The organism is Stenotrophomonas sp. YJH_SMC_133 (assembly GCF_059370655.1).
Map to the genome: position 1 here is coordinate 130,134 of NZ_JCAFTW010000003.1, position 26,238 is coordinate 156,371.

Genomic DNA, 26,238 nt, shown 5'->3' on the forward strand with positions numbered 1-26,238 from the left:
CGTATCCCCCGGGGTCAGAGCCCTTTCCGATGGAAAGGGATCCGACCCCTTCCAACTGGAGTCTTCCGCATGAAGCGCACGCTCGTCCTCGCCGCCGCCCTGGCCGCTGCCCTTCCCTTCTCCGCCCTGGCCCACAAGGCCTGGCTGCTGCCCTCGCAGACCGTGATCGCCGGCAACGCGCCGTGGATCACCGTCGACGGTGCGGTCTCCAACGACCTGTTCTACTTCAACCACGTGCCGCTGCGCCTGGAATCGCTGGTGATCACCGCACCGGACGGCAGCACCGTGCAGCCGCAGAACGCGTCGACCGGCAAGTACCGCAGCGTGTTCGACATCGAACTGAAGCAGCCGGGCACCTACCGCATCGCGTCGGTCAACGATGGCCTGTTCGCCACCTACGAGCAGAACGGCGAGCGCAAGCGCTGGCGCGGCAGCGTTGCCACCTTCGGCGAACTGCCGAAGGACGCGAAGAAGCTGGAAGTGAGCCAGTCGGTCGGCCGCGTGGAGACCTTCGTCACCAACGGCGCGCCGAACGATACTGCGCTGAAGCCGACCAACCGTGGCATCGAGCTGGTCGCCGTCGGCCACCCGAACGATCTGTTCGCCGGCGAGGAAGCCACCTTCCGCGTGCTCGTCGATGGCAAGCCGGCGGCCGGCCTGGAATTCGAGATCGTGCGTGGTGCCACCCGCTACCGCAACGCACAGGACGAGCTGAAGGTCACCAGCGATGCCAAGGGCGAGATCAAGGTGACCTGGCCGGAAGCCGGCATGTACTGGCTGGAAACCGGCACCGAGGACAACAAGACGTCGGTGAAGCAGGCCGCCAAGCGCCGCCTGAGCTACGTCGCCACGCTGGAAGTGCTGCCGCAGTAATGACGTGGACCGCGATGCCGGGCAGCCCGGCATCGCACCCGCAACGCATCACCATGACCGATTCCCTGCTCGACATCGCCCGCCTCGGCGGCACCACCATGGGCACCACCTGGAGCGTGTCGCTGGTCGCGCCGCGCCAGCGCGACCTGCACCCGCTGCACGCCGGCATCCAGGCGCGGCTGGACGAAGTGGTCGCGCAGATGAGTACCTGGGAGCCCGGTTCGGACCTGAGCCGCTACAACCGCGCCGACGCGGGCCAATGGTGCGTGCTGCCGGCCGAGACCTGCCACGTTGTGGCCTGCGCGCAGGCCATCGCGTCCACCAGTGGCGGCGCCTTCGATCCCACCGTCGGTCCGCTGGTTGCACTGTGGGGCTTCGGTGCACATGCCGGTGAACGCCGCCAGCCCGACGACGCTACCCTGCAGGCCACGCGCGATCGCTGCGGTTGGCAGCGCCTGCAATGGCAGGACGATGCGCTGTTGCAACCGGGTGGGCTGGAACTGGATCTCTCCGCGATCGCCAAGGGCTTTGGCGTCGACCATGTCGCTGCGTGGCTGCGCACACAGGGCATCACTGCCGCGCTGGTCGAAGTCGGCGGCGAACTGGCCGGCTACGGCCGCAAACCGGACGGCCAGCCGTGGCGCGTGCTGGTGGAGTCCGCTCCGGAAGAAGATGCGCACACCAATACCCCGCCGCGGGTGCTGGCGCTGGAGGGCAAGGCGGTGGCCACCTCCGGCGATCGCTGGCACCAGTACCAGGTCGATGGCGAGGCCTACAGTCACAGCCTGGACCCGCGTTCGGGCAGACCGGTGCGCCAGGTTGCCGCGGCAGTCACCGTGGTGGCCGACGACGCCATGCACGCCGATGCCTGGGCCACCGCACTGACCGTGCTGGGCCGCGAACAGGGCATGGCGCTGGCCGAGCGCGAAGGCCTGGCTGCACGCTACCTGCAGCGTGCAGCAGACGGCCCGCAGGAATTCCTCAGCAGCGCCTTCCAGCGCCTGCTCGACGAGCAGAGCCCATGAGTACCCGGCCGTCGCGCGCGTGGCTCGGCAACGCGCTGGTCCTGCTTCTGCTGGCGCTGATCGGCTGGGCGCTGCTGCGCCTGCACCTCGGTGAAGCCTGGTGGCAGGGTGCGCCACCGGCGCGGCAGTCCCAGATCGCGGTACTCGCCACGGCGCTGTATGCGCTGGCCTGCGTTGCACTGTGGTGGCGTGGGCGCCCGCGCGACGATGCCGCAAGCGGAGACTCCGCGCCCATCCTGCTGGCCTGGTCCAGCCAGACCGGCTTCGCCCGCGAACTGGCCGAACGCAGTGCCGAGGCCCTGCGCGGTGCCGGCGTGCCAGCGCGCGTGCGCGGACTGCATGAGGTCGACGCCGCGTTGCTGGCCGGCAGCCAGCGCGCGCTGTTCATCGCCAGCACCACCGGCGAAGGTGATCCGCCCGACCACGCGCTGCCTTTCCTGCGCGGGGTGATGGCCACGCCGCCCTCGCTGCAGCATCTGCACTACGGCGTGCTCGCACTGGGCGACCGCAGCTATGGCCACTTCTGCGGATTCGGTCACCAGCTCGACCAATGGCTGCGCCAGCACGGCGCGCATCCACTGTTCGATGCAATCGAAGTCGACAACGCCGATCCGGCAGCGCTGCGTCATTGGCAACAGCTGCTGGGACAACTCGGCGATAGCGCCAGCGAACTGCCCGACTGGAGTCCGGCCGAGTACCAGCCGTGGACGCTGCTGCAACGCGAGCATCTGAACCCGGGCAGCCCCGGCGGCCCCGTGTATTGGTTGCGCCTGCAGCCCCCAGCCGATGCAGATGCGCAATGGCAGGCCGGTGACATCGCCGAGATCGGCCCACAGCACGCATCGCACACCGTGCGTGCCTGGCTGGACACACAACGCTTTGACGCGGACATCGTGCTGGATGACGGACAGACGTTGCTGGCACGCGTCGCGCGCTCGCACCTGCCCTCATTGGTTCCCCCGGGTGATCTGCCTGCATTGCTGGCGACCCTGCAGCCGCTGCCGCATCGCGAGTACTCGATCGCCTCGGTGATGGCCGACGGTGCGGTGGAGCTGCTGCTGCGCCGCCAACTGCGCGCCGATGGAACACCGGGCATCGGCAGTGGCTGGCTGTGCGAACACGCGGCCATCGACGAACCGGTGCAGCTGCGTCTGCGCCGCAACGACAATTTCCGTGGCGTGCCCGCCGATGTGCCGCTGCTGCTGATCGGCAACGGCACCGGCATCGCCGGCCTGCGCGCGCATCTGCACGAACGTGCCCGGAGTGGCGCGCGCCGCACCTGGCTGCTGTTCGGTGAGCGTACCGCCGCGCACGACTTCCACTTCGGTGAAGAACTGCAGGCGATGCTGGCCGACGGCACGCTGGCGCGGCTGGATGCGGTGTTCAGCCGCGATGGCGGCGCGCATCGCTATGTGCAGGACCGGCTGCTGGCCGAAGCGGCAACGCTGCGGCAGTGGGTGGATGAAGGCACGACGATCCTGGTCTGCGGCAGCCTGCAGGGCATGGCCCCGGCGGTGGATGCGGTGATCGAGCAGGTGTTGGGTACTGCGGGCAAGGAAGCGCTGTTGCTGGCCGGTCGTTACCGGCGCGATGTGTATTGAACGAACCATCGGGGTCGGATCCCTTTCCGCAGGAAAGGGCTCTGACCCCAACCACAGCCGCACCATGACGGCGTGCCCAGGCATGGTGACAACCTCACAGCTGTAGATCCACGCCATGCGTGGATGGCGCCCACCGGCGCCCAGGAATCATCCCGCTGCTGCACTGACCCGTATCGCCAGCAACTCGCCACCGCCCTGCAACGCGTGCCGCTGACGTTCGCCGGCCGCCAACCATGCGGTATCGCCCGCCTGCAACGCCGGCAGCCCGCTGTCGGCACCAAACTCCGCCTGACCGGCCAGCAGATGCAGCGCCCAGGCCACGCCCGGTTCGCAGAAGAAGAACATCGCGCCCACCAGCGGCCGGTGCAGCAGTTCGGCCTGCAGCAGCTCGCGCTTCCACATGAGGTTGAAGTCGTGGGTGGTGCCATCGACCAGTTCCCCGTGCAGTGTCTCCTCACCAGCAAACCGCACTCGTCCGTGTGGCGGCAGCACTTCCGCCACGCGTCCATCGTCGAAGCGCAGGCGCACGCCATTGCCCTGCAGCAACACCAGTTCGCGCTCCACGCCGGGGAAGGCAGAGAACGCGGCATCCTGTTCGATTTCGGCCACCGACAGGCGCAGCGCCCAGTCATCGCCCTGCGCGGGCAGGCGCAGGATCTCGCGGGTCCAGCCCAGGCCGTTGCGCCAACGTTCGCGGCGGTAGTCCAGGCTGGAGATCACCTGGCTCGGAGTGTGCAGCAGGGAGTCGATGTTCATCGGCGTATTGCATCATGCCGCGCGCCGTCGTGCATCACCGCGTGGCGAGCGTGCCCTGGCCACCGCACCCGCCGGCCAGCAGCTGCGAGTGCTTCAGCCAATCCTGGTCGGGGTAGTAAGCGAACACCATCGTGCCGCCACGCAACGCATCGATCAGCGGCCTGGCCACCGACAGGCGCACCGCCGGGCAACCCAGGCTGCGGCCCAGCCGCCCCTGCAGCTGCGCGGCAGCCGGATTCACGTATGGCGCACCATGGATGACGATGGCTCGGTCACGCGCGCGGTCGTTGAAGCCCGGTTCCAGCCCGGCCAGGCGCAGCGAATATCCATTGCCCCCCATGTAGGTCTCCTGCGCGGTGAACGCGCCGAGGCTGGACATGAAACTGCCATCGCGGTTGGAGAAGTGCTCGGTGCGGTTCTCGCCACTGTTGCGGCCATGCGCCACCCACTCCTCGAACAGCAGGCGCTGGTGGGCCAGGTCGAACACCCACAGGCGCGGCTCGGTGGACGGGCGCGAATAGTCGATCACGCTGAGGCGATCACCATTGATGCCCAGTTCCGGCCGCTGCAGCGCACAGCGCATGGCGTGCGCCGCCAACTGCAACACGTGGCGGTCGGCCTTGGGCGCACTGCGCGACAGCAGGGCAGCCAGATCATCGGCGCTGGTGGCAAGGGCGGGCGTCTGTGCCAGCGCCGGGGCGCTGGCCGAGGTCGCCAGCAGGCCGAACGCGGCCAGCCGGCACAGGCGGGATGCAGTCATGGGCACAACGAGGGCACTCAGTTGCCCTTGAGGGTGGACCCTGGCGGCTCGGATTCCAAGACCGGCTGCATTCCGGATTCAGCCGGGCTTGGGCGGACCGCCGGCAGCGAGGTCACCAGCAGGGTCGTGCCCGGCACCAGCACCTGGTACAGCTGGCGGGCGAAATCGGCCGGCAGCGCCATCGGCAGCGAGGGCGTGGCCAGCAGGTCCGGCGTGGCCTGGGCACGGTCCTGGCCCAGCAACGGGTAGGCCGTCCACTGGTGCAGACGCTGGTTCACGTCCAGCGGGCTGGGGGTGTCGCTGTAACCCTGCCCCATCACGAACAGCGTGGTGCCCTGGAACGCCGGCAGGGCGTCAGCCTTCAGCGGCGACTCGCCGATCATCACGCCATCGCGCAGCACGTACAGGCGCTGGTCGTGCAGGCTGACCAGGATGCCGACCTGCCCGGCCGGCGCCGCGCTGTCGTCCCACCAAGCCTGTGCCGGGGCTCCGCCCTCGGCCTCCGGCAGCGCCTGGCCACGCGCGTTCACCGGCGCCAGCACCGACGGATAGGCCAGGGTCATCGGTGAGCTCTTGGCATCGGCCACGACCACGGTATCGCCGCGCTGGGTTTCGCTGAACAGCTTCTGCGCGAAGGCCTGCGGCAGGCGCACGCAGCCGTGCGAGGCGGGATGCCCGGGCAGGCTGCCGCCATGCAGGGCGATGCCGTCCCAGGTCAGCCGCTGCATGTACGGCATCGGCGCGCTGTTGTAGAGGTTGGACCTGTGGTCCTTGTCCTTCTGCAGGATGGTAAACACGCCGGTTGGCGTCTCGTGCCCGGCCTTGCCCGAGCTGATCGTGGTCAGGCCGATGGCAATGCCGTTGCGGTAGACGTAGGCGCGCTGCTCATCGAGGCTGACCACCAGCACGATCGGACCGGTCGGCGAGATTTCCGGATGCCAGAGGTATTCGCCCGGCTTGAGGTCGGTCGGCCCGCGCACTTCAGCGCTGCTGGCTGCGGCAGCCGTGGGCTTGCCAGCCGCTGTCGGCGCAGCGGCATGGGCCAGCAGCGGCAGGGCCAGTGCAAGGGCGAGCATCAGGGTGGTGGGGCGGAGCGGGAGCATCCAGCGGGGGTCCTTTCCATGCGGTGCGGCCACCGTACACCATCGGCCCGTGGTGGCCGCGGCAAAACCAGGCGCCGGAAATGAAACTGCCCGGCGACACAGCCATGTGTCGTACCGGGCAATCGTTACGTCCTTGTCGGCCTGCTGCCGCCCCCTCGCATCCTGCGCTGTGGGGGTAGCGTTGCATCCTGCACGCGGCCGCGTCTGTCCTGTTTGTATCTCAGCCCCTTCCACAGGTCTGTGATGCCACCATCCTGGTGATTGGTGCCGCGTCCTGCGGCGGTCGGTGGTCACGGCCGTCCTGTCCGTGACCGCTGAACCAGCTTCCTGCCGGTTCCGACGATTCCTGCTGTCAGCGCCTCGGTACGGTTCGCACCGGTACCGATCCGGGTACCGGATCCGCCGGCAACAACCTGTTGCCTACGGTGATCCGCTGTCGATTCCGTTCGACGATTGCTTTCCCTATCCCCTTCACCTGCGTCAGGTCCTCGACGCGATGAAACGGGCCATGTCTGCGCCGGTGCTCGACGATCGCCTCGGCCTTGGCGGCTCCGACCATCGTCAATCCCTGCTGCAGCGCCTGGGCATCGGCGCGGTTGATGTCGATCGGTTCGGCGGCATGCGCCCCAGCGATCCCCATGACCAGCACCAGTGCCCTCAACACGACAAACCAAGGCACAACGTGTATCTCCTTGTGATTCTGGCCGCCCCGACCGGCAATCCCGTCGGTAGGAACAGTGTCCGTCACCACATGCACACAGCCTATCGGTTTCCCGGATTTCCGTAAGCCAGCCAAATACCCGACGTGATGTAGGAAAAACCCTACCCGTGGCACAGGCGTAGAATGGCCGGATCAGCCCATGCAACCGGAGTTTCAGATGGACAGCGCCAAGCTCGGCCAATTCGTCAATGACAAGTGGGACAGCGAGATCGTCCCGCAGTTGGTCGACTACATCCGCATTCCCAACAAGTCGCCGATGTTCGACGCCAATTGGGTGCAGAACGGCTACATGGAACAGGCGGTCACGCTGATGGAGAACTGGGCCAGGGCCCAGCAGCTGCCCGGCCTGAAGGTTGAAGTGGTGCGCCTGGAAGGCCGTACCCCGCTGATCTTCCTGGAAATTCCGGCCACCGGCGCCGAGACCGGCGACGACACCATCCTGCTCTACGGCCACCTGGACAAGCAGCCGGAAATGACCGGATGGGACGACGACCTCGGCCCGTGGACCCCGGTCCTGCGCGGCGACAAGCTGTATGGCCGCGGCGGCGCCGATGACGGCTACGCCATCTTCGGCTCGCTGGCCGCCGTGCTGGCGTTGCAGGCCCAAGGCCTGCCGCACGCGCGCTGCGTGGTGCTGATCGAAGCCTGTGAAGAGTCTGGCAGCTACGACCTGCCAGCCTATGTCGACCACCTCGCCGACCGCATCGGCAAGCCGTCGCTGGTGGTCTGCCTGGATTCGGGCTGCGCCAACTACGACCAGTTGTGGTGCACCACCTCGCTGCGCGGCCTGACCGGCGGCAATTTCACCGTGAAGGTGCTCAACGAAGGCGTGCATTCCGGCGATGCCTCCGGCGTGATCCCGTCCAGCTTCCGCCTGCTGCGCCAGATCCTTTCGCGCATCGAAGACCAGGAGACCGGCCGCATCCTGATCGACGGCATGAACGTCGAGATCCCGGCCGAGCGCCTGGAACAGGCCAAGCGCGCCGCCGAAGTGGTGGATACCGAGATCTTCGAGAAGTTCCCGATGGTCGACGGCCTGCGCCCGATGAACGAGGACCTGACCGAGCTGGTGCTCAACCGCACCTGGCGCCCGGCGCTGTCGGTCACCGGCGTCGGTGGCATGCCGCCGCTGGAATCGGCCGGCAACGTGCTGCGCCCGCAGACCTCGGTGAAGCTGTCGCTGCGCCTGCCGCCTACGGCCGATGGCAAGACCTGCGGCGAGCTGCTGAAGGAAGCGCTGCTGCGCGACCCGCCGAATGGCGCGCAGGTCACCCTGGACCTGGAAAAGGCCTCCACCGGCTGGAACGCCCCGGCCATGGCGCCGTGGCTGACCCAGGCCATCGACGACGCCAGCCAGGCCTTCTTCGGCAAGCCGGCGATGTACATGGGCGAAGGCGGCTCGATCCCGTTCATGGGCATGCTGGGCGAGAAGTTCCCGGGTGCCCAGTTCATGATCACCGGCGTGCTCGGCCCGCACTCCAATGCGCACGGCCCGAACGAGTTCCTGCACATCCCGATGGGCAAGAAGGTCACCGCCTGCGTGTCCAAGGTGATCAGCGAGCACTACGCGGCCAGCCTGCGCGGCGAGACCAGCGGTTCGCCGGTGGCTGCCGACAGCGGCACCCGCCACGGCGACCACGGCTGCTGCTGATCCGGCACCCGTGACGGACGCAGCCTGGCCTTGCTAGGCTGCGTCCACCCTTGGCGGAAATCGCGCGCATGAATGATCTGTTCGGCAGCAGCAGCTGGCTCTACATCATCCTGGTCGGCTTCTTCGTCGGCCTGCTCGGGCGTTTCTTCATGCCCGGCAACAACCGCATGGGCTGCCTGCTGACCATCGTGCTGGGCATCCTTGGCGCCCTGGTGGCCGGCTGGTTCGGCCAGTACATGGGCTGGTACGCCCCCGGTGAGCCGGCCGGTTTCCTCGGTGCGGTAGTGGGTGCGGTGGCCGTGCTGGCCGTGCTGCGCCTGTTCAGCGGCCGTCGCTGACCCCGTCCCTCCTTCCCTTCCTGTTCCCGACGTTGGCGCGCCCGGCGCGCCCGGATATGCCTGCATGACCGAACCCGCCTCCGATCCCCAGCGCAGCGCGCAGCGCCTGCAGTGGGCCCGTACCCAGCTCGATGATGCCAACGCGGTGGTCGAACGCGCCTCGGTCGATGCCGGCATGCGCAGCTACTGGCGCACCACCAGCACGCGCGGCAGCCACATCGTGATGGATGCCCCGCCGGGGCTGGAAGATCCGAGGCCGTGGCTGCGCATGCGCGGCCTGCTGCACGACAACGGCCTGCGCGTGCCCATGCTGCTGGCGCAGGATCTGCATGCCGGCTTCCTGCTGCTGGAAGATCTCGGCGGCCCGACCCTGGCCAGGATCCTCGACGAGCGCAATGCCGATGAATGGTTCGGCCGTTCGATCGAACAGCTGCTGCGCCTGCAGGCGATCCCGGTGCCGGCTGACTTCGGCCAGTTTGGCGAGGCGCTGCTGCAGCGCGATGCCGGCCTGTTCGATGAATGGTTCCTGCAGCGCCACCTGAAACTGGAGCTGGACTGCGGCGAGATCGAAGGCCTGCAGCTGGTGCATCGCCGCCTGATGGACAACGCGCTGGGCCAGGCCCAGCTGATGACCCATCGCGACTACATGCCGCGCAACCTGATGCCGGTCGACGATGGCCCCGCAGTCCTGGATTTCCAGGACCTGGTGCGCGGCCCGATCGCCTACGATGCGGTGAGCCTGTTCAAGGACGCCTTCCTGAGCTGGCCACTGCAACGCGTGGACGAATGGCTGGCGCAGTATCACGAGCGCGCCTGCGACGCCGGCCTGCCGGTGCCCGACCGCGCCACCTTCCTGCGCGATGCCGACTGGATGGGCATCCAGCGCCACGTGAAGATCCTGGGCCTGTTCTGCCGGCTGCGTTACCGCGACAACAAGGGCCATTACCTCGACGACGCACCGCGCTTCATCACCTATCTGGATGAAGTGCTGCCGCGCTATCGGGAACTGGCACCGCTGCAGCAGCTGCTGGACGAGCGCATCAAGCCGGCGCTGGCCGAGCTGGGTGCACCAATGCGCGTGGCCCGATGAAGGCGCTGGTCTTTGCCGCCGGCCTCGGCGAACGCATGCGCCCGCTGACCCTGCACACGCCCAAGCCGCTGCTGGAAGTGGCTGGCAAGCCGTTGATCGTCTGGCACCTGGAACGCCTGGCCGCACTCGGCGTGCGCGAGGTGGTGGTCAACACCGCATGGCTGGCCGAACAGTTCCCGGCGACGCTGGGCGATGGCAGCCAATGGGGCCTGCACCTGCATTTCCTGTACGAAGGAGCGACCCCGCTGGAGACCGGCGGTGGCATCCTCAACGCCCTGCCGGTGCTGGGCGATGCCCCGTTCCTTGTGGTGAACGGCGACATCTGGACCGATTTCGATTTCGCCACGCTGCCGCGCGAGCCGCAGGGCCAGGCGCACCTGGTGCTGGTCGACAATCCGGTTCAGCACGCGGACGGTGACTACCGCCTCGATACGCAGGGGGTGCTGCACCACGATCGCGAAGGACCGTGCCTGACCTATGCCGGCATCGGCGTGTACCGTCCTTCGATCGTGGCCGACTGGCGCACGGTGATCGGCGAGGCGCCGGGCAGCGAGCGGCTGCCGCCGAAGTTCTCGGTGGTGCCGCTGCAGAAGCATTTCATGGCGCAGGGGTTGATGACCGGGCAGCACCATCGCGGGCGCTGGACCGATGTCGGCACCGTGGATCGCCTGCGCGCGCTGGATGTGGAGTTGGCGGCGAACGGCTGAGCCCCTCGTGGCCGGTCGCGTAGAGCGGATCGCGTGCTTGGCCGGGCGGGTGGGCCATGCAGGGGACGCTGCAAGTACGTCCCTGTAAGCTCGATGGCGCCATCCATGGCGCCAACGCCCCTGCATGGCCCACCCGACCAGCCTCTGACAGTTTCCGTGGGCGTCCAGCCACGGAAAAGAAAAAAGAAAAGCAAAAGCGGGTCGCTTCGCTGCGCTTGCTCTGGTGACGACCAACGGTCGTCACCCACCACAAGCAAGACACGTGTCGACCAAGGTCGACACCCACCAACAGCAGTCAGCAGTCAGCAGTGCAGTACGCAGTCCCGGCAGATCGCGGGAACCTGTCGAAGGCGGGGTGGATCCGGTTGCGGGGGCGTGAGCCGCATGGATGCGGCGACCGAGCTACATGGACGTACTTGCAGCGTCCCCCGCAACCGGATCCACCCCGCCATCCCCACGGATAGCCAGCTTTTGACGTTGACGTTGCTTCTGCGGGTGCAGGGCGCAGCCCTGCAAACAAACCCCACCCTCAGTAGCGGGGCCGGCCTTCTTCCAACACCTGGCGCAGGAACGGCACGGTGATCCGCCGCTTCGCCGCCAGCGACTCGCGGTCCAGCCAGTCAAGCAGCGTGATCAACCCACCCAGCTCGCGCCCGGTGTGCGACAGCAGCCACTCGATGGATGCCTCGTCGATCGCCAGGCCGCGTCGCAGCGCGCGTTCGCGCAGCACCGCTGCCCGCCCCTCCTCATCCAGCGGCTGCAGCAGCACGCGCACGCACTGGCCCAGCCGTGAACGCAGGTCCGGCAGCACCAGGCCCAGCGCTTCCGGCGCCTTCTGCGCCGTGTACAGCACGGTCACGCCCGCGGCGCGCGCGCGGTTGTGGAAATCGAACAGCGCGATCTCGTCGTCGCGGTTGCCGGCAACCTCGTCCAGGCCGTCCAGCGCCACCAGCTCGCGCGCCTCCAGCCCATCCAGCGCCGCACGCACGCGGCCGGCCGCACTGGCCAGCGGCACATAGGTCGGCAGGCGCCCTGCCTGCTCGGCGCTGGAACACATCGCCAGCGCCTGGTGGGTCTTGCCCGTGCCCGCCGCACCTTCCAGGTAGACCCAATCGTGACTGGCACCCACCGCGATCGCGCGCAGCTGCGCCAGCGCGCCATCCGGCGCGCCGATGAAGGTCTCCAGGCGCTGGTCCCGCGGGTAATGCAGGGCCAGCGGCAGTTGCGGCACACCCATCACTTCAGGTCGGGGCCTTTTTCGTTCGGAACGATGATATGGGGCGCATCGACCACGCCGTCAAGCACGATTGCCGGCTTCTCGCCCACGTACAGCTCGCTCTGGCGGTAACGCTGGTGCGCGTAGCGCAGCAGCACGTTGGTCACCGCCGCCACCGGCAGCGCCAGCAGCATGCCGAGGAAGCCGAACAGCTGGCCGCCGGCCATCACCGCGAAGATCACCGCCACCGGGTGCAGGCCGATCTTGTCGCCGACGATGCGCGGGGTCAGTACGTAGCTCTCCAGCAGCTGGCCCACGGTGAACACCACGCCGACCAGGATCAGCAGCTTCAGGTCGAAGCCCTGTGCCTGCACCAGCGCGGCGATCACCGCCATCAGCACGCCGGTGGTCGCGCCCAGGTACGGGATGAAACTGATCAGACCGGCAATCAGGCCGATCAGCAGCCCCAGCTTGAGGCCGACCAGCGACAGGCCGCCGGCATAGATCACGCCCAGTGCCAGCATCACCAGGAACTGGCCGCGGATGAACGCACCCAGCACCTCGTTGGACTCACGCGCCAACGCGCTGATGGTGCCAATGTGGTTGCGCGGAATCACCGACGCCACGCGCTCGACCAGCTTGTCCCAATCACGCAGGAAGTAGAACGCCAGGATCGGCAGCAACAGGATGTTGACCACCCAGGTCACCATCGCGAAGCCGGAGCGCGAGACGTAGCCCATGAACGTGGTGGCGAAGCCGCCGGCCTGCTGCCAGTGGCTGCGCACCCATTCGATCAGGCGGTCCGGGTCCAGCCACTGCATCACTTCCAGGCCGGTCTTCTGCTCGAACCAGGGAATCCCCTTCTCCATCAGCCACGCCTGTGCCTGCGGGGCAACCGCGATCAGGGTGGTGATCTGGCGCTCGATCATCGGTACCAGCACCAGCAGCAGCGCCACGATCACCAGCACCATCGCCGCAAACACCAGCACTACGCCGGTCATGCGCGAGCGGCCGGTGGCCTCGATGCGGTCCACCAGCGGGTCACCCAGCCAGGCCAGCGCCAGCGCCAGCACGAACGGGGTCAGGATCGGCGCCAGCAGCCACACCACCCAGCCGATCAGGCCGGCGAACAGGATGTATTTCAGGCGGCGCAGGAACTGCGCGATTTCCGCTTCCGGGGTCAGAGTCATCGCAGGCGGTACTCGTTGCTGACCGGGGCGGCCACCGGGGTACCGGTGGTGTCGTCGATCGGAGCGGGCAGGGCCGGCAGCGGAGCGCTCGGCGCCAGCACGCCGTTGTCGCCCAGCATGCGGTTGAAGCCGGCCAGACCGGTGGTCATCTCCAGGTTCAGCTCCAGCTGGCCAGCCGAGGCATGCAGGGGGGTGACATTGCGCACCACCGGCACCTCGCGCAGGCCAGCGGCCAGACGCAGGTAGTCGTCGGCGCTGTTGATGCCGGTGACCACCACACGGTAGGTCCCGGCCTGACCGACGGCGGCGCCGGCCTTGGCATAGCGTTTGACCAGCGCATCGGCGGCGCCGTCGGCACCGGCCGCCATCGCGCGCATGGCGTTGGCGTCCTTGCTGGTCCACTTGTTCAGTTCACGGCCGTTGTCGACGAACACCCAGTCCGCCTGCCAGCCGCCATTGGCGCGGTACAACTTGCCGATCAGCTGCATCGGCGGCGAGTAGCGCGAGGAGGCACGGGCCACGGCGGCACTGTCCTGGCGCCAGATCGCACCCGCCAGCGCCTGTTCGGCGGCGCCACCACTGGGCAGGCCCAGCTTGTAGCCGCGCTCGATGGCGCGGTTCAGCAACGGCCGGGCGGCGTTGGCCTGCTGCACGCTGACCAGGCGCGGGCCACTGCCATCGTCGACGGCCAGCCACAGCACCGGCTTCGGTCGCGGCTGCGGCCACAGCGGCAGGCCCAGCGCCGACACCAGCGAGTCGACATCATCCTCGCGGAAGCGGGCCACCAGCAGGGTACGGAAGCTGGGGGCGCCACTGGCGCCCACGCTCTGATCCTGCTTGTAGTCGTAGCTAGCCACGTAGTCCTTGGCGTTGCGCAGCGCCTGCACCACGCCGGGGCGGGACATCACGCTGCGGTCGCCGGACAGCTTGCCCAGTACCACGCTCAGGGCGCGGGCCAGGGCGCCGTTGCGATCGGCCTCGGCTTGGCTGTTGACGGGCACTTCGGCCTCGTACGCGCCACTGGCGGTGGCGACATCACCCTCGGTGCGAAGGCCGCTCTGGGCCATCGTGGCCACCGGCAGGCTCAGCGCAAGGAGCAGGGTCAGAATCAGGCTGCGGCGCATCAGGACATCCATTGGCTCGACGTATCCGGGGGAATTGTTGCCCGAATACGGCCTTTGCGCCAATGCGGCCTGTTAAAATCGCCCGTTCAACCCCTGCCAGCGCCGACGCCCGTGACCAACACCCCGTCTTCCGCCCCCTCCCCCCTCACCTACCGTGACGCGGGGGTCGACATCGACGCCGGCAATGCGCTGGTCGAGCGGATCAAGCCCCTGGTCAAGCGCAGCTTCCGCCCGGAAGTGATGGGCGGCCTGGGTGGCTTCGGTGCCCTGTTCGACCTGTCCAACAAGTACCGCGAGCCGGTGCTGGTGTCGGGTACCGACGGCGTGGGCACCAAGCTGAAGCTGGCCCACCAGCTGAACCGCCACGATACGATCGGCATCGACCTGGTCGCCATGTGCGTGAACGACGTGCTGGTGCAGGGCGCCGAACCGCTGTTCTTCCTGGACTACTTCGCCACCGGCAAGCTGGACATCGACACCGCCGCAGCGGTCGTGGGCGGCATCGCCAACGGCTGCACCGAGGCCGGCTGTGCGCTGATCGGCGGCGAAACCGCTGAAATGCCCGACATGTACGCCCCCGGCGAATACGACCTGGCCGGCTTCACGGTCGCCGCGGTGGAGAAGAGCGAGCTGAAGGACGGCGCCAGCGTGGCCGCCGGCGACGTGCTGATCGGCATCGCCTCCTCCGGCCCGCACTCCAACGGCTACTCGCTGGTGCGCCGCATCTACGACCGCGCCGGTCGCCCGGCCGATCTGGAGCTGGAAGGCGGCGTGAAGCTGGTCGATGCGCTGATGGCACCGACCCGCCTCTATGTGAAGCCGATCCTGTCGCTGCTGAAGTCGCACGGCGAGGCCATCCATGGCATGGCCCACATCACCGGCGGCGGCCTGACCGAGAACATCATCCGCGTAGTGCCCGACGGCCTCGGCCTGGACATCCAGGCGTCGTCATGGACCCTGCCGCCGGTGTTCCAGTGGCTGCAGAAGGAAGGCGCGGTGGCCGACAGCGAGATGTGGCGCACCTTCAACTGCGGCATAGGCTTCGTGCTGATCGTCGCAGCGGACCAGGTGGCTGCCGTTTCCGATGCAGTCAAGGCGCAGGGCCTGGAGCACTGGACCATCGGCCAGGTGGTCACCGCCGAAGGCGCCGAACGCGTCCACATCGGCTGACGCCGGCAACCCAGGAGCCCCGCATGGACGCAACGCCCCCTTTGTCGCCCGCCCCCGTGCCGCCGCCGCTGGCGACGGTACCGCCGTTCAGCGCGCAGGATGCCGACCACCTGCGCATGCTGGCCATCGCACACTACGTGGTCGGTGGCCTGATCGTGCTGTTCTCGCTGATCTTCATCCTGCACATCGTGATCGGCATCGCCGCGTTGACCGGCAGCCTGCCGATGAAGTCCGGCGGCGGGCCCTCCTCGCTGGAGGAACAGCGCCTGATGGGCTGGGTGTTCACCGTTCTCGGCTGCGTCGTCGTGTTCGGTGGCATCACGCTGGGCGCGTTCGTGGCCTATGCCGGCCGCTGCCTGTCCCGCCGCCGTCGCCATCTGCTGTGCCTGATCGCGGCTGGCCTGGCCTGCCTGTTCACGCCGGTCGGCACGGTGCTGGGGGTGTTCAGCCTGATCACCCTGCTGCGCCCGCAGGTCAAGGCCGCCTTCGACCTTCCCGCCGCGACCGCATGACCGCCTCCGGCAATCCGCCGCCGCTGCCGCATCAGACCCTGGCACAGCTGCAGCTGACCAGCCATCTGCAGACACTGAGAGTGCTGTTCTACGCCTTGGCCGGTTTCCACTGGGTCGCCACAGTGGCGTTCCTCGGCCTCAGCGGCTGGGTGGCCCAGTCGCGCGGGTTGGAGGATGCCTGGATGCTGACCACGGTCTATGCGTCCATGGCCGTGCTGGCCGCCGTGCTGGGGTTCGTGCAGCTGCACACCGCGCGCCAGCTGTCACATCGCACCGGGCTGGCCTGGTGCCAGCGCGCGGCGTGGCTGGGCGTGCTGGCTGGACCACTGGGCATGGCGTTGGCCGCCTATGCCTGGGTGTTCCTGTCCAAGCCGGAGATGGCTGCGCTGTTCGACCGCGGTGATCACCTCAGTGCCTGAACCTGGCGGCAGACGCCGCGCCCTATCCTGATCGATTTCCCATGTCCGCGCCTGCCCTCCCGACGTCTGCTTCGCCCACCACCCGCCGCTTCCCGGGCCCGAAGAAGTGGGCTTTCGCCGCCGTACTGGCGGTCTTCGCGATCAGCTGGATCCACCCGCTGTGGCCCACCGAGCAGGCCCTGCACAGCACGCTGACCGTGGTCGGTCTGGCCGCCCTGCTGTGGGTTGACCGCCGCGGCGGCTGGCTGGGCAACGGCGCCTTCATCGCCATCTGCGGCTTCATCGCCCTGCACTGCGTGGCGGCGCGCTGGCTGTATTCCAACGTGCCCTACGACGCCTGGGCGCAGATGCTGACCGGCTGGTCGCCGAATGCGGCCTTCGGCTGGCAGCGCAACCATTTCGACCGCCTCATCCACTTCCTGTTCGGCGTCTGCTTCACCCCCGCACTGCTGCAGCTGGCCCGTCATGCGTGGCCGGCGCTGCGCCTGGGCCAGGCCTTCACCCTGGCGGTGATGACGGTGATGTGTGCCAGCCTGGTCTACGAATGGTTCGAATGGGCCATCGCGCTGGCGCTGTCGCCGGATGCCGCCGAAGCCTACAACGGCCAGCAGGGTGACATGTGGGATGCGCATGCCGACATGCTGATGGCGACCGTCGGCAGCCTGCTGACCTGGCCTCTGATCCGCCGGAGTTGCCTGCAATGACCGCCCCAACCCGCATCGCTGTGCTCGCCTCGGGCCGCGGCAGCAACCTGCAGGCCATCCTCGACGCGATCGGCAGCGGCCGCCTGCCGGCCGAGGTGGTCGGCGTGTTCTCCGACCGCCCCGCCGCAGAGGCCCTGCTGCGTGTCGATGCCGGCCTGCGCTGGGCGCATGCACCGAAGGAATTCAGCGACCGCGCCAGCTACGAGCAGGCGCTCGGCGATGCGCTTGCCGCGGTACAGCCGGACTGGATCGTCTGTGCCGGCTACATGCGCATCCTTGGTCCGGCCTTCGTGCAGCGTTTCGATGGCCGCCTGGTCAACATCCACCCGTCGCTGCTGCCGCTGCACAAGGGCCTGGACACCCACGCGCGGGCGCTGCAGGCCGGTGACGCCGAGCATGGCGCCAGCGTGCACCTGGTGGTCCCCGAACTGGATGCCGGCGCGGTGCTGGCGCAGGCCCGCGTGCCGGTGCGGCCCGGCGATGACGCGCAGGCGCTGGCCGCACGCGTGCTTGCGGTGGAGCATCCGCTGCTGATCGCCACACTGCAGCTGCTGTGCGAGGGCCGCCTGGCTGAACGGGAGGGTCAGCCCTGGCTGGACGGTCACCCCCTGTTTAGCCCCTTGGCCCTAGATTCCGCCGGAAACCTGAACCGGTAACGCTCTTGCACACGCCCCGCTGACTGCGGGGCTGGCATCCTGCCCCCTCCTGCGGTTCCTGTCCTCCATGAAGACCACGACGCTGCTGTCCACTTCACTGCTGTTGTCGCTTGCCGTGCTTCCCGCTGTGGGCTGGGGCCAGGCGCAGCCGCCTGCGGCTTCACCGCCGCCCACACCCGCTGCGCTGCCACCGAACGAGCCCAGTGTGCCGCTGTTGCCGGCACTGGCCTGGGAGCCGCCGCCGCTGCAGCCGTTCACCGCCACCTACCAGGCCTTCTACAAGGGCAAGGAAGCGGGTGATGCCAGCATGCAGGTCACCCACACCGGCGGCAGCCAGTGGCGCGTGGACATGCAGGTGGTCGGCCGCCGCGGCTTTGCCAGCGTGCTCGGCCTGAATATCGAGCAGAGCACGGTGTTCGAGGAGCGCAGTGGCGTCTACGCACCGCTCAGCCAGAGCACGGTGCGCAAGGGCCTGTTCCTGGGCAAGAAGGCCGTGGGCACTTACAACTGGCAGGCCGGCACCGCGCAATGGACCGGCGACGTCAAGAAGGAGCGCGCGCAGCCGATTCCGCTGCGGGCCGGCGACCAGAGCGCGCTGCTGATCAACCTGGCGATCATGCGCGATGCGCGTCCGGGCGCCACCATGCATTACCGCTACGTGGACATGGGCAAGGTCCGCGAACACGACTACCAGGCCGCGCCGCAGACCGAGAACGTCGAGGTCGGCGACCTGTCCTACAACGCGCTGCGGGTCTACCGGACCAACGGTGGCAGAAGCGAAACCATTCTCTGGATCGCCAACGGTGTCCCCACCCCGGTGCGCATCCTGCAACGCGAAGACGGCGAAGACCGCGTCGACCTGCGCCTGATCGAATACCAAGGAGTCTGAGCATGAATACCCTGACCCGCCCCCTCACCTGGATCGCAGCCGCTGCCCTGACCGTGGCCAGTCTGCCGGCCATGGCGCTGGAACCGTTCAAGGCGGATTACCTGGCCAGCTACATGGGCATGCAGGCCAACGGCACCATGACCCTGGCCAGCGAAGGCAGCAACAGATGGCGCTACAGCCTGCAGGTGAAGAACCAGCTGGCCGACCTCAGCCAGAGCACGGTGTTCGAGGAAGTGCGTGGCCAGCTGCGCCCGCTCAGCAGCCAGGACCGTTCGGCACTGCTGGTGAAGAAGCGCAACGTGCAGGCCAACTACAACTGGACCAGCAACCAGGCCACCTGGACCGGCGACATCAAGCCGGACCGTGCGGGCCCCATCGCGCTGAAAGCAGGCGACATGGACGCGCTGCTGATCAACCTGGCGATCGCCCGTGACCTGGCCGCCGGCAAGCCGCTGACCTATCGCATGGTGGACGAAGGCCGGATCAAGAACATGACCTACCGCGTGATCGGCAAGGAATCGATCACCGTGGCCGGCAAGAGTTATGAGGCGACCAAGGTCTCGCGCGCCGATGGCAACAAGGAGCTGATCGCCTGGATCGTGCCGGACTTCCCGGTGCCGGCGCGCATGCTGCAGCGTGAGAGCGGCCGCGATGCGCTGGACCTGACCATCAAGGCGATGAACTGACTGGAGATCCACGTCATCCACGCATGGCGTGGATCTACTTCACGTTCCAGTAGATCCACGCCATGCGTGGATGCGTGTATCCCAAAAAAACGCCCGCTTTCGCGGGCGTTTTCTTATTTCTTCGCTTCGGCCGGTTTCTCTTCGGCCGCCTTGAACTCGGTGCGGCAGTCCACGCGGATCTGCTCACCGGTGCTGCGCCAGACGAAGGTGCGGCAATGACGGTTGCCGTCCTGGCTGTCGTTCACTGCGACCGCATAGAACGACTCGATGATTTCATCACGCGAGACCGTACCATCGCCGTTCCAGTCCATGTCCTTCTGCTCGATGCCCTGGGTGATGGCGATGTTGGCGTACCAGGCATAGCCCAGCCACGCCAGCACGATCAGCACCAGGGCCAGCAGCGCCTTGCGACGCGGGCTGAACTTGCCGCGCAGGATCATGGCACGCGCCGGATGGTGGCGCCGAGTGAAGACAGCTTCTCTTCGATGTTCTCGTAGCCACGATCAAGGTGGTAGATGCGGTCGATGGTGGTATCGCCGCTGGCCATCAGGCCGGCCAGGATCAGCGAGGCCGACGCACGCAGGTCGGTCGCCATCACCGGTGCGCCGCTCAGGTGCTCGCTGCCACGCACGATGGCGGTGTGGCCTTCGACCTGGATGTCCGCGCCCAGGCGCAGCAGTTCGTTGACGTGCATGAAACGGTTCTCGAAGATCGTTTCGTTGATCACGCCCACGCCATCGGCCACGCAGTTGAGCGCCATGAACTGCGCCTGCATGTCGGTCGGGAATGCCGGGTACGGCGCGGTGGTCAGGTTGACCGCCTTCGGCCGCCTGCCCTGCATGTCCAGGGTGATGCTGTCGTCGGTGGTCTCGATCTTCGCACCGGCCTCGACCAGCTTGGACAGCACCGCGTCCATGGTGTTCGGGCGCGCACGGTTGACCGTGACCTTGCCACCGGTCATCGCTGCGGCCACCAGGAAGGTGCCGGTCTCGATGCGGTCGGGCAGCACTTCGTGGCGGCCACCGGACAGGCGCTCGACGCCCTCGATCACCAGGCGGGCGGTGCCCAGGCCTTCGATCTTCGCGCCCAGCGCGATCAGGCAGTGCGCCAGGTCGGTCACTTCCGGTTCCATCGCGCAGTTGTCGAGGATGGTGGTGCCTTCAGCCAGCACCGCGCCCATCAGCACGTTCTCGGTGCCGGTGACGCTGACCATGTCGAAGGTGAAGTGGCCACCCTTCAGGCGCTTGGCGCTGGCCTTGATGAAGCCGTTCTCGACCACGATCTCGGCGCCCAGCGCCTGCAGGCCCTTGATGTGCTGGTCGACCGGTCGCGAGCCGATCGCGCAGCCGCCCGGCAGCGACACTTCGGCGGCGCCGAAGCGGGCCAGCAGCGGGCCCAGCACCAGGATCGAGGCGCGCATGGTCTTGACCAGCTCATACGGTGCGACGTGCTGGTTGACCGGACGCGGGTCGACCACGATCGCGCTGCCGCGCGACAGCGTGCCCTGGTCGATGGTGACCTTGGCGCCCAGCTCGCCCAGCAGCTTCACCGTGGTGACCACGTCGTGCAGGTGCGGCACGTTGGTGATCTCCACCGGCTCATCGGCCAGCAGGGTCGCGCAGAGAATGGGGAGGACGGCGTTCTTGGCGCCGGAGATGCTCACTTCACCGTGCAGCGCAGCGCCGCCGGTCACAACGATCTTGGCCATGTATTCGGGATCTTCTGCGGTTCAGCCGGCTTCGGCCGGGGTCACGGTTTTCAGCGCCAGCGCGTGGATCGCGCCGCCCATCAGGTCGCCCAGGGTGGCATACACCATGCGGTGGCGGGCCAGCGGCATCTTGCCGGCGAAGGCCTCGCAGACCACGGTCGCTTCGAAATGCACGCCATCGTCGCCCTGCACGTCGGCGCGGGCGCCGGGCAGGCCGGTTTCGATCAGATTGCGGATGGTGTCGGCGTCCAACGGGCTTTCCTAATAAAATGTGGGTCCATTCTACTTCCGCTGCGTGGCGTCCGCATGGCCGAATCCCTGTTGCCCCCCCGTTCCGTCGACCCTGCCGGCCTGGTTGCCAGTGGCCGCCGCGTGTTCGAGATCGAGCGGCAGGCGCTGGATGCCGTGGCCGACCGCCTTGGCGAGGCCTTCCAGCAGGCCTGCCAGGCGATCCTGGCCAGCCGCGGGCGGGTGGTCGCCACCGGCATGGGCAAGTCCGGCCACATCGCCCGCAAGATCGCCGCCACCCTGGCGTCCACCGGTACGCCGGCGTTCTACGTGCACCCCGGTGAAGCCGGCCATGGTGACCTGGGCATGATCACCGAAGACGACGTGGTGCTGGCCCTGTCCTATTCGGGCGAGTCCGACGAGGTGCTGATGCTGCTGCCGGTGCTCAAGCGCCAGGGCAACGTGTTGATTTCCATGACCGGCCGCCCGCAATCGAGCCTGGCCACCGCCGCCGACATCCACCTGGACGTGAGCGTGCCGGCCGAAGCCTGCCCGCTGGCGCTGGCGCCGACCTCCAGCACCACTGCCTCGCTGGCGATGGGCGATGCGCTGGCCGTGGCCCTGCTTGACGCGCGTGGCTTCACCGCCGATGACTTCGCCCGCTCGCACCCGGCCGGCAGCCTCGGCCGTCGCCTGCTGCTGCACATCACCGACGTCATGCACACCGGCGACGACCTGCCCAGCGTGGGCGCCGACGCCAGCCTCAGCGAGGCGCTGGTGGAAATGAGCCGCAAGCGGCTGGGCATGACCGCCGTGGTCGACGCCGACGGCGTGCTGATCGGGCTGTTCACCGATGGCGACCTGCGCCGTGCGCTGGACAGCGCGCTGGACGTGCGCACGGCGAAGATCGCCGATGTGATGACCCGCAACCCGCGCACCATCGGCGCCGACCAGCTGGCGGTCGAGGCCGCCCGCCTGATGGAGACCCACAAGATCACCGGCCTGATCGTGGTTGATGACCAGGGCCGCGCGGTTGGCGCGCTGAACATTCATGACCTGTTGCGGGCCCGGGTGGTTTAACCGACAGTCCGTAGACCCCATTCAGTCTGTAACGCTGCACCCGCCCATAACGAGCCTGCCGCCCTGATGCCCTGGTCCCCCCTGCCCGCCTTCCCCGCCCACCTGCATGCCGCTGCGGCCCAGATCCGCCTGGCCTGCTTCGACGTGGACGGCACCCTCACCGACGGTCGGCTGTACTACGACAAGGACGGCAACGAGAGCAAGGCGTACTTCGTGCAGGATGGCCTGGGCCTGAAACTGCTGCAGCAGCACGGTATCCACCCCGTGCTGATCACCGCGCGCAACAGCCAGTCCGCGCTCAAGCGCGGCGCCGACCTCGGCATCGACACCCAGATCGCCGTGGGCGACAAGCTGGCCAGCGTGCAGGCGCTGTGTGCGCAGCACGGGATCGGCCTGGAACAGGTGGCGTTCATGGGCGATGACCTGCCCGATCTGGCGCCGCTGGGTGCGGTCGGCCTTGCGGTGGCCCCGGCCAATGCCCATCCGTGGATCGCCGAACGCGTGCATTGGCAGACCCGCGCCGAGGGTGGCCGTGGCGCCGCGCGCGAGCTGTGCGACATCCTGCTGGCCGCCCAGGGCCGCACGGATGCGGTGCTGGCGAGGTTTGGCGCATGAACCTGCCCACCTTGAACTGGCGCACCGTGCTCGGCATCAGCCTGCTGCTGGCCGCCCTGCTGAGCAGCTGGGCGGCGCTGCGCAACCGCGACAAGGGTCCAGCCACGGGGGGCCAGGAAATCGGCGTGGATTACATCCTGCATGACTTCCAGATCGTTGCCCTGGATGAGCACGGCAAGGAATCGACCACCCTGCGCGCACCGCGGCTGGAGCGCCAGCGCGGCGACCAGACCATCAACATCGCCACCCCGCTGTTCGAGATGCCGGACAAGGATGGCAAGCACTGGACGCTGCGTGCCGAGACCGGCTGGCTCAGCGCCAAGGGCGACGAGATGAAGCTGCGCGGCAAGGTTGCCGGCGACAGCCCGGCGGGCCCGGGCGTGGTGCCGACCACCTTCCGCACCGACCACCTGGACGTGTTCCCGAAGGAGAACCGCGCCCGTACCGACGCCCTGGTGACCATGACCCGCCCGGGCATGGAACAGTCCGGCGTCGGCTTCGAAGTGGATTCGAAGAACAACACGTATCATTTCCTCAGCCAGTCCAAGGGCCGTTACACGCCCAGACGCTGATTCCGCCGCCAGCCCGCGACGTCTCCGGACAGGCGCAGGGCCGGCAGCCCCACCCTCCGCCCCCGGCCCGCCCGGCAGGCCCCCACCGGTAGAACGGACCCCGATGAAGATTCCCTTTGCCGCCGTACTCGCGCTCGGTCTTCTTGTCCCCAGCGCCGCCTTCGCCAAGTCCACCGACCGCAACGAAGACATGCACATCGATTCCGGCGCCCAGTCCGGCATGCTCACCGGCGACGGCAAGACCGTGCTGTCGCAGGGCGTGATCATCACCCAGGGCACGCTGGACCTGCGTTCGTCCGAGGCCGAGATCTACCTCAAGGACGGCGAGGCCGTGCGCGTGGTGTTCACCGGCAAGCAGGCCAAGATGAAGCAGCAGCTTGATGACGGCACCTGGATGGATGCGCTGGCTGATCGCATCGACTACGACATCAAGACCGAGATCATCACCCTGACCGGCAACTACAAGGTCACCAGCGCGCGCGGCACCAATGCCGGCCAGCGCATGGTCTACAACACCCGCACCGGCGAGATGAACTCCGGTGGTGACGGCAGCCGCGTGCGTACCGTCATCCCGCCGAAGAACAAGACCCCGGCCGCGCCTGCGGCACAGCCCAAGGCCACCACGCCGGCACAGCCGGCCGGGAGCAGGAAGTAATGCTCGTCGCCAAGGGCCTGCGCAAAAAGTACAAGCAGCGCGAAGTGGTCAAGGACTTCGGGCTGACCCTCGATGCGGGTGAAGTGGTCGGCCTGCTCGGCCCCAACGGTGCCGGCAAGACCACCTGTTTCTACATGATCGTCGGTCTGGTGGCCGCCGATGCCGGCAGCATCGTGCTCGACGGCAAGGACATCACCGGCGACCCGATGTACACCCGCGCCAAGCAGGGGGTGGGCTACCTGCCGCAGGAACCGTCGGTGTTCCGCAAGCTTACCGTGGCCGACAACATCCGCCTGGTGCTGGAACTGCGCGAGGACCTGGACTCGGCCGGCCGCGAGCGCGAATTGAACGGCCTGCTCGACGAACTGCAGCTGGGCCATGTCGCCGACCAGCTCGGCGCCAGCCTGTCCGGTGGCGAACGCCGCCGCTGCGAGATCGCCCGCGCACTGGCCGCACAACCGCGCCTGATCCTGCTCGACGAACCGTTCGCCGGTGTCGACCCGATTTCGGTCGGCGAGATCCAGCGCATCGTCACCCACCTCAAGCAGCGTGGCATCGGCGTACTGATCACCGACCACAACGTGCGCGAGACCTTGGGTATCTGCGACCGCGCGTATATCCTCGCCGAGGGCAGCGTGCTGGCCCAGGGTTCGCCGGAGGCGATCCTGGACAACGCCGATGTACGCCGCGTCTACCTCGGGGATTCCTTCAAGCTGTGAAGCAGTCGCCGGGTCCCTTTCCTTCCTTTCGGCACAGGCATGAAGACTCGGCTGCAGACATCGTTGGGACAGCAACTGGTGCTCACGCCCCAGTTGCAGCAGGCGATCAAGCTGCTGCAGATGTCGGCCACCGAACTGGAGCTGGAGATCGCGCAGGCAGTGGAAAGCAACCCACTGCTGGACTGGGCCGACAGCAACGACAGCAGCGCCGCCAACGAAGGCAGCGATGGCAACGACAACGAAGCGCCTGCAGAGCGCAGCGATGAGGGCGACGACTGGGCGCCGACCGAACTGGACTGGACGACGACCGGCAGCGGTGGCAGCTTCGATGATGACGACGACAACGGCAGCGCTGCCGAGCGCGTAGCCGAAACCGAAACACTGGCCGACCATCTGCTGTGGCAGCTGCATCTGTCGCATCTGTCCTCGCGTGATCGCAGCATCGGTGCCGCACTGATCGATGCACTGGACGACGATGGTTACCTGCGCGAGCCGCTGGCCACCATCGCTGAAACCCTGTTGCCGGCGATCCACGCCGACGAGGACGAGATCCTCGCCGTGCTGCATCGCATCCAGCGCTTCGATCCGGTGGGTGTGGCTGCACGCACGCTGGGCGAATGCCTGCTGCTGCAGCTGGATGTGCTGGCCGGCGACACGCCCGGCCTGCTGCTGGCGCGACAGATTGCCGCAGGACCCCTGGAACGTTTGCCGCGCAGCGGCGTCGCCGGGCTCGCCCATGAGTTGAAGCTGCCGCTGGACGAGGTCGAGACTGCCGTGGCGCTGCTGCGTTCGCTGGACCCGCGCCCGGGCACGCAGATCGCGCCGCTGTCGCAGGACACCTATGTGGTGCCGGATGTGGTGGTGTGGCGGCAGAACGGCGTATGGCGCGCAGCGCTGGCCGCGCATGCCGGGCCGAAGGTGGTGATCCACCGCGGCTACGAACAGCTGATCCGACGTTGTGGCGACGCCGATGCCGGCTACCTGCGTGCCCAGCTGCAGGAAGCGCGCTGGCTGCTGAAAGGGCTGCAGCAGCGTGGTGACACCCTGCTGCGCGTCGTGCGCAGCCTGATCCTGCAGCAGGCCGGCTTCCTCGAATTCGGCGAGCAGGCGCTGCGTCCACTGACCCTGCGCGAGATCGCCGCCGAGCTCGGCCTGCACGAATCCACGGTCTCGCGCGCGATCGCCCGCAAGCACGTGCGTACCCCGCGAGGCACCCTGCCGCTGCGCGCCTTCTTCGCCTCGGGCATCGATACCGAGAGCGGTGGCGAGGCGTCCAGCACCGCCATCCAGGCGATGATCCGGCGCCTGATCGACGACGAGAACCCGCGCAAGCCGCTTTCTGACGCCAAGCTGGCTGACCTGCTCAAATCGTCGGGAATTCCAGTAGCGCGACGCACCGTGGCGAAGTATCGTGAAGCCATGAACATTTCCGCCTCGCACGAAAGGGTCAGAATCGCTTGACGCGCCGCC

At 67.9% G+C, this 26,238-nt stretch carries 30 protein-coding genes; 20 read left to right on the forward strand and 10 right to left on the reverse strand.

The genetic code is table 11. The annotated features are described in order from the left end of the window. Nucleotides 1–69 precede the first annotated feature (69 nt). The 3 genes from AC5P78_RS05040 to AC5P78_RS05050 are packed head-to-tail and all read left to right on the forward strand — an operon-like array spanning nucleotide 70 to nucleotide 3,499. Nucleotides 70–873 (forward strand): DUF4198 domain-containing protein, encoded by an 804-nt coding sequence (locus AC5P78_RS05040; protein WP_005408419.1) that lies wholly within the window; start codon nucleotides 70–72, stop codon nucleotides 871–873. A 53-nt stretch (nucleotides 874–926) separates the two neighbouring features. Next, nucleotides 927–1,898, forward strand: coding sequence for an FAD:protein FMN transferase (locus tag AC5P78_RS05045; RefSeq protein ID WP_414498234.1), 972 nt, complete (start codon nucleotides 927–929; stop codon nucleotides 1,896–1,898). After that, complete coding sequence (locus AC5P78_RS05050; protein WP_323157103.1) at nucleotides 1,895–3,499, forward strand: sulfite reductase subunit alpha; 1,605 nt, start codon at nucleotides 1,895–1,897, stop codon at nucleotides 3,497–3,499. The genes AC5P78_RS05045 and AC5P78_RS05050 overlap by 4 nt, the downstream gene beginning before the upstream one ends. Nucleotides 3,500–3,646: 147 nt before the next feature. Here AC5P78_RS05050 and AC5P78_RS05055 read toward each other — a convergent pair whose 3' ends face one another. The 4 genes from AC5P78_RS05055 to AC5P78_RS05070 form a co-directional block, all read right to left on the reverse strand. Beyond that, a complete protein-coding gene (locus tag AC5P78_RS05055) occupies nucleotides 3,647–4,255 on the reverse strand; it encodes a HutD/Ves family protein (RefSeq protein WP_005412516.1) in 609 nt (202 codons plus the stop codon). A gap of 34 nt (nucleotides 4,256–4,289) precedes the next feature. Further along, nucleotides 4,290–5,015 (reverse strand): murein L,D-transpeptidase catalytic domain family protein, encoded by a 726-nt coding sequence (locus AC5P78_RS05060; RefSeq protein ID WP_005408415.1) that lies wholly within the window; start codon nucleotides 5,013–5,015, stop codon nucleotides 4,290–4,292. 17 nt (nucleotides 5,016–5,032) lie between these two features. After that, nucleotides 5,033–6,118, reverse strand: coding sequence for a L,D-transpeptidase (locus tag AC5P78_RS05065; RefSeq protein WP_012479357.1), 1,086 nt, complete (start codon nucleotides 6,116–6,118; stop codon nucleotides 5,033–5,035). A 352-nt stretch (nucleotides 6,119–6,470) separates the two neighbouring features. Next, nucleotides 6,471–6,797 (reverse strand): ComEA family DNA-binding protein, encoded by a 327-nt coding sequence (locus tag AC5P78_RS05070; RefSeq protein ID WP_024958219.1) that lies wholly within the window; start codon nucleotides 6,795–6,797, stop codon nucleotides 6,471–6,473. 199 nt (nucleotides 6,798–6,996) lie between these two features. On the opposite strand from AC5P78_RS05070, the gene AC5P78_RS05075 reads away from it, so the two are divergent. From AC5P78_RS05075 to murU, 4 genes are all read left to right on the forward strand, one after another. After that, nucleotides 6,997–8,490 (forward strand): M20 family metallopeptidase, encoded by a 1,494-nt coding sequence (locus AC5P78_RS05075; protein WP_005408412.1) that lies wholly within the window; start codon nucleotides 6,997–6,999, stop codon nucleotides 8,488–8,490. Nucleotides 8,491–8,558: 68 nt separating this feature from the next. After that, nucleotides 8,559–8,828, forward strand: coding sequence for a GlsB/YeaQ/YmgE family stress response membrane protein (locus tag AC5P78_RS05080; RefSeq protein ID WP_323157104.1), 270 nt, complete (start codon nucleotides 8,559–8,561; stop codon nucleotides 8,826–8,828). Nucleotides 8,829–8,892: 64 nt separating this feature from the next. Further along, nucleotides 8,893–9,918 (forward strand): aminoglycoside phosphotransferase family protein, encoded by a 1,026-nt coding sequence (locus tag AC5P78_RS05085; protein ID WP_111193266.1) that lies wholly within the window; start codon nucleotides 8,893–8,895, stop codon nucleotides 9,916–9,918. Next, a complete protein-coding gene (gene murU, locus AC5P78_RS05090) occupies nucleotides 9,915–10,625 on the forward strand; it encodes an N-acetylmuramate alpha-1-phosphate uridylyltransferase MurU (RefSeq protein WP_323157105.1) in 711 nt (236 codons plus the stop codon). The genes AC5P78_RS05085 and murU overlap by 4 nt, the downstream gene beginning before the upstream one ends. A 529-nt stretch (nucleotides 10,626–11,154) precedes the next feature. On the opposite strand, the gene hda is transcribed toward murU, so the two are convergent. From hda to AC5P78_RS05105, 3 genes are read right to left on the reverse strand one after another with little or no spacing between them, the layout of a single operon-like run. Beyond that, nucleotides 11,155–11,862: a DnaA regulatory inactivator Hda gene (gene hda / locus AC5P78_RS05095; protein WP_005408408.1), complete on the reverse strand. Its 708-nt coding sequence runs from the start codon at nucleotides 11,860–11,862 to the stop codon at nucleotides 11,155–11,157. Further along, nucleotides 11,862–13,031: an AI-2E family transporter gene (locus tag AC5P78_RS05100; protein ID WP_005408407.1), complete on the reverse strand. Its 1,170-nt coding sequence runs from the start codon at nucleotides 13,029–13,031 to the stop codon at nucleotides 11,862–11,864. The genes hda and AC5P78_RS05100 overlap by 1 nt, the downstream gene beginning before the upstream one ends. Further along, entirely contained in the window at nucleotides 13,028–14,167 is a 1,140-nt protein-coding gene (locus AC5P78_RS05105; RefSeq protein ID WP_005412509.1) for a DUF2066 domain-containing protein, read from the reverse strand. The genes AC5P78_RS05100 and AC5P78_RS05105 overlap by 4 nt, the downstream gene beginning before the upstream one ends. Before the next feature lie 99 nt (nucleotides 14,168–14,266). On the opposite strand from AC5P78_RS05105, the gene purM reads away from it, so the two are divergent. The 7 genes from purM (at nucleotide 14,267) to AC5P78_RS05140 (ending at nucleotide 19,191) form a co-directional block, all read left to right on the forward strand. Further along, a complete protein-coding gene (gene purM, locus AC5P78_RS05110) occupies nucleotides 14,267–15,325 on the forward strand; it encodes a phosphoribosylformylglycinamidine cyclo-ligase (protein WP_005412508.1) in 1,059 nt (352 codons plus the stop codon). A 23-nt stretch (nucleotides 15,326–15,348) separates the two neighbouring features. Then, nucleotides 15,349–15,837 (forward strand): hypothetical protein, encoded by a 489-nt coding sequence (locus AC5P78_RS05115; protein WP_323157106.1) that lies wholly within the window; start codon nucleotides 15,349–15,351, stop codon nucleotides 15,835–15,837. Further along, on the forward strand, nucleotides 15,834–16,256 hold the full coding sequence (locus tag AC5P78_RS05120) for a hypothetical protein (RefSeq protein ID WP_049397534.1): 423 nt from the start codon (nucleotides 15,834–15,836) through the stop codon (nucleotides 16,254–16,256). Before AC5P78_RS05115 ends, AC5P78_RS05120 begins: the two co-directional genes overlap by 4 nt. Before the next feature lie 41 nt (nucleotides 16,257–16,297). Further along, a complete protein-coding gene (locus AC5P78_RS05125; RefSeq protein WP_049451050.1) occupies nucleotides 16,298–16,960 on the forward strand; it encodes a DUF2238 domain-containing protein in 663 nt (220 codons plus the stop codon). Then, nucleotides 16,957–17,616, forward strand: coding sequence for a phosphoribosylglycinamide formyltransferase (gene purN / locus AC5P78_RS05130; protein WP_005412505.1), 660 nt, complete (start codon nucleotides 16,957–16,959; stop codon nucleotides 17,614–17,616). Before AC5P78_RS05125 ends, purN begins: the two co-directional genes overlap by 4 nt. Nucleotides 17,617–17,683: 67 nt before the next feature. Next, nucleotides 17,684–18,505 (forward strand): DUF3108 domain-containing protein, encoded by an 822-nt coding sequence (locus AC5P78_RS05135; protein WP_076739869.1) that lies wholly within the window; start codon nucleotides 17,684–17,686, stop codon nucleotides 18,503–18,505. A gap of 2 nt (nucleotides 18,506–18,507) precedes the next feature. Continuing rightward, nucleotides 18,508–19,191, forward strand: a complete 684-nt coding sequence (locus AC5P78_RS05140; protein WP_323157107.1) for a DUF3108 domain-containing protein — start codon at nucleotides 18,508–18,510, stop codon at nucleotides 19,189–19,191. 113 nt (nucleotides 19,192–19,304) lie between these two features. On the opposite strand, the gene AC5P78_RS05145 is transcribed toward AC5P78_RS05140, so the two are convergent. Genes AC5P78_RS05145 through AC5P78_RS05155 form a run of 3 tightly spaced genes read right to left on the reverse strand, consistent with a single transcriptional unit; the run spans nucleotide 19,305 to nucleotide 21,151 of the window. After that, entirely contained in the window at nucleotides 19,305–19,631 is a 327-nt protein-coding gene (locus AC5P78_RS05145) for a hypothetical protein (protein ID WP_049459898.1), read from the reverse strand. Then, nucleotides 19,628–20,899 carry a UDP-N-acetylglucosamine 1-carboxyvinyltransferase gene (murA, locus tag AC5P78_RS05150; protein ID WP_049459899.1) on the reverse strand — a complete coding sequence of 424 codons (1,272 nt, stop codon included), beginning with the start codon at nucleotides 20,897–20,899 and terminating at the stop codon, nucleotides 19,628–19,630. The genes AC5P78_RS05145 and murA overlap by 4 nt, the downstream gene beginning before the upstream one ends. Before the next feature lie 21 nt (nucleotides 20,900–20,920). Further along, nucleotides 20,921–21,151 carry a BolA family protein gene (locus AC5P78_RS05155; protein WP_005408396.1) on the reverse strand — a complete coding sequence of 77 codons (231 nt, stop codon included), beginning with the start codon at nucleotides 21,149–21,151 and terminating at the stop codon, nucleotides 20,921–20,923. A gap of 54 nt (nucleotides 21,152–21,205) precedes the next feature. On the opposite strand from AC5P78_RS05155, the gene AC5P78_RS05160 reads away from it, so the two are divergent. From AC5P78_RS05160 to AC5P78_RS05185, 6 genes are all read left to right on the forward strand, one after another. Continuing rightward, nucleotides 21,206–22,207, forward strand: a complete 1,002-nt coding sequence (locus AC5P78_RS05160) for a KpsF/GutQ family sugar-phosphate isomerase (protein ID WP_049459900.1) — start codon at nucleotides 21,206–21,208, stop codon at nucleotides 22,205–22,207. Between the two features lie 66 nt (nucleotides 22,208–22,273). Beyond that, a complete protein-coding gene (locus AC5P78_RS05165) occupies nucleotides 22,274–22,822 on the forward strand; it encodes a KdsC family phosphatase (RefSeq protein ID WP_012479346.1) in 549 nt (182 codons plus the stop codon). After that, complete coding sequence (gene lptC / locus AC5P78_RS05170; RefSeq protein WP_012479345.1) at nucleotides 22,819–23,394, forward strand: LPS export ABC transporter periplasmic protein LptC; 576 nt, start codon at nucleotides 22,819–22,821, stop codon at nucleotides 23,392–23,394. The genes AC5P78_RS05165 and lptC overlap by 4 nt, the downstream gene beginning before the upstream one ends. 103 nt (nucleotides 23,395–23,497) lie before the next feature. Beyond that, nucleotides 23,498–24,049 carry a lipopolysaccharide transport periplasmic protein LptA gene (lptA, locus tag AC5P78_RS05175; RefSeq protein ID WP_005408392.1) on the forward strand — a complete coding sequence of 184 codons (552 nt, stop codon included), beginning with the start codon at nucleotides 23,498–23,500 and terminating at the stop codon, nucleotides 24,047–24,049. Continuing rightward, nucleotides 24,049–24,768, forward strand: a complete 720-nt coding sequence (lptB, locus tag AC5P78_RS05180; RefSeq protein WP_005408391.1) for an LPS export ABC transporter ATP-binding protein — start codon at nucleotides 24,049–24,051, stop codon at nucleotides 24,766–24,768. The genes lptA and lptB overlap by 1 nt, the downstream gene beginning before the upstream one ends. A 39-nt stretch (nucleotides 24,769–24,807) precedes the next feature. Further along, complete coding sequence (locus AC5P78_RS05185; protein WP_012479344.1) at nucleotides 24,808–26,229, forward strand: RNA polymerase factor sigma-54; 1,422 nt, start codon at nucleotides 24,808–24,810, stop codon at nucleotides 26,227–26,229. The last annotated feature ends 9 nt before the right edge of the window (nucleotides 26,230–26,238 follow it).

Excerpts from the sequence above, each read along its gene's own strand:
- AC5P78_RS05135 (WP_076739869.1), top strand. The coding sequence starts at position 17,684 with ATGAAGACCACGACGCTGCTGTCCACTTCACTGCTGTTGTCGCTTGCC.
- AC5P78_RS05100 (WP_005408407.1), bottom strand. The coding sequence starts at position 13,031 with ATGACTCTGACCCCGGAAGCGGAAATCGCGCAGTTCCTGCGCCGCCTG.
- AC5P78_RS05040 (WP_005408419.1), top strand. The coding sequence starts at position 70 with ATGAAGCGCACGCTCGTCCTCGCCGCCGCCCTGGCCGCTGCCCTTCCC.
- AC5P78_RS05165 (WP_012479346.1), top strand. The coding sequence starts at position 22,274 with ATGCCCTGGTCCCCCCTGCCCGCCTTCCCCGCCCACCTGCATGCCGCT.
- hda (WP_005408408.1), bottom strand. The coding sequence starts at position 11,862 with ATGGGTGTGCCGCAACTGCCGCTGGCCCTGCATTACCCGCGGGACCAG.
- AC5P78_RS05050 (WP_323157103.1), top strand. The coding sequence starts at position 1,895 with ATGAGTACCCGGCCGTCGCGCGCGTGGCTCGGCAACGCGCTGGTCCTG.
- AC5P78_RS05120 (WP_049397534.1), top strand. The coding sequence starts at position 15,834 with ATGACCGCCTCCGGCAATCCGCCGCCGCTGCCGCATCAGACCCTGGCA.
- AC5P78_RS05055 (WP_005412516.1), bottom strand. The coding sequence starts at position 4,255 with ATGAACATCGACTCCCTGCTGCACACTCCGAGCCAGGTGATCTCCAGC.
- AC5P78_RS05085 (WP_111193266.1), top strand. The coding sequence starts at position 8,893 with ATGACCGAACCCGCCTCCGATCCCCAGCGCAGCGCGCAGCGCCTGCAG.
- AC5P78_RS05060 (WP_005408415.1), bottom strand. The coding sequence starts at position 5,015 with ATGACTGCATCCCGCCTGTGCCGGCTGGCCGCGTTCGGCCTGCTGGCG.
- AC5P78_RS05075 (WP_005408412.1), top strand. The coding sequence starts at position 6,997 with ATGGACAGCGCCAAGCTCGGCCAATTCGTCAATGACAAGTGGGACAGC.
- lptB (WP_005408391.1), top strand. The coding sequence starts at position 24,049 with ATGCTCGTCGCCAAGGGCCTGCGCAAAAAGTACAAGCAGCGCGAAGTG.
- AC5P78_RS05140 (WP_323157107.1), top strand. The coding sequence starts at position 18,508 with ATGAATACCCTGACCCGCCCCCTCACCTGGATCGCAGCCGCTGCCCTG.
- AC5P78_RS05160 (WP_049459900.1), top strand. The coding sequence starts at position 21,206 with ATGGCCGAATCCCTGTTGCCCCCCCGTTCCGTCGACCCTGCCGGCCTG.
- lptC (WP_012479345.1), top strand. The coding sequence starts at position 22,819 with ATGAACCTGCCCACCTTGAACTGGCGCACCGTGCTCGGCATCAGCCTG.
- AC5P78_RS05045 (WP_414498234.1), top strand. The coding sequence starts at position 927 with ATGACCGATTCCCTGCTCGACATCGCCCGCCTCGGCGGCACCACCATG.
- lptA (WP_005408392.1), top strand. The coding sequence starts at position 23,498 with ATGAAGATTCCCTTTGCCGCCGTACTCGCGCTCGGTCTTCTTGTCCCC.
- AC5P78_RS05145 (WP_049459898.1), bottom strand. The coding sequence starts at position 19,631 with ATGATCCTGCGCGGCAAGTTCAGCCCGCGTCGCAAGGCGCTGCTGGCC.
- murU (WP_323157105.1), top strand. The coding sequence starts at position 9,915 with ATGAAGGCGCTGGTCTTTGCCGCCGGCCTCGGCGAACGCATGCGCCCG.
- AC5P78_RS05125 (WP_049451050.1), top strand. The coding sequence starts at position 16,298 with ATGTCCGCGCCTGCCCTCCCGACGTCTGCTTCGCCCACCACCCGCCGC.
- AC5P78_RS05080 (WP_323157104.1), top strand. The coding sequence starts at position 8,559 with ATGAATGATCTGTTCGGCAGCAGCAGCTGGCTCTACATCATCCTGGTC.
- AC5P78_RS05115 (WP_323157106.1), top strand. The coding sequence starts at position 15,349 with ATGGACGCAACGCCCCCTTTGTCGCCCGCCCCCGTGCCGCCGCCGCTG.
- purN (WP_005412505.1), top strand. The coding sequence starts at position 16,957 with ATGACCGCCCCAACCCGCATCGCTGTGCTCGCCTCGGGCCGCGGCAGC.
- AC5P78_RS05185 (WP_012479344.1), top strand. The coding sequence starts at position 24,808 with ATGAAGACTCGGCTGCAGACATCGTTGGGACAGCAACTGGTGCTCACG.
- AC5P78_RS05105 (WP_005412509.1), bottom strand. The coding sequence starts at position 14,167 with ATGGATGTCCTGATGCGCCGCAGCCTGATTCTGACCCTGCTCCTTGCG.
- murA (WP_049459899.1), bottom strand. The coding sequence starts at position 20,899 with ATGGCCAAGATCGTTGTGACCGGCGGCGCTGCGCTGCACGGTGAAGTG.
- AC5P78_RS05065 (WP_012479357.1), bottom strand. The coding sequence starts at position 6,118 with ATGCTCCCGCTCCGCCCCACCACCCTGATGCTCGCCCTTGCACTGGCC.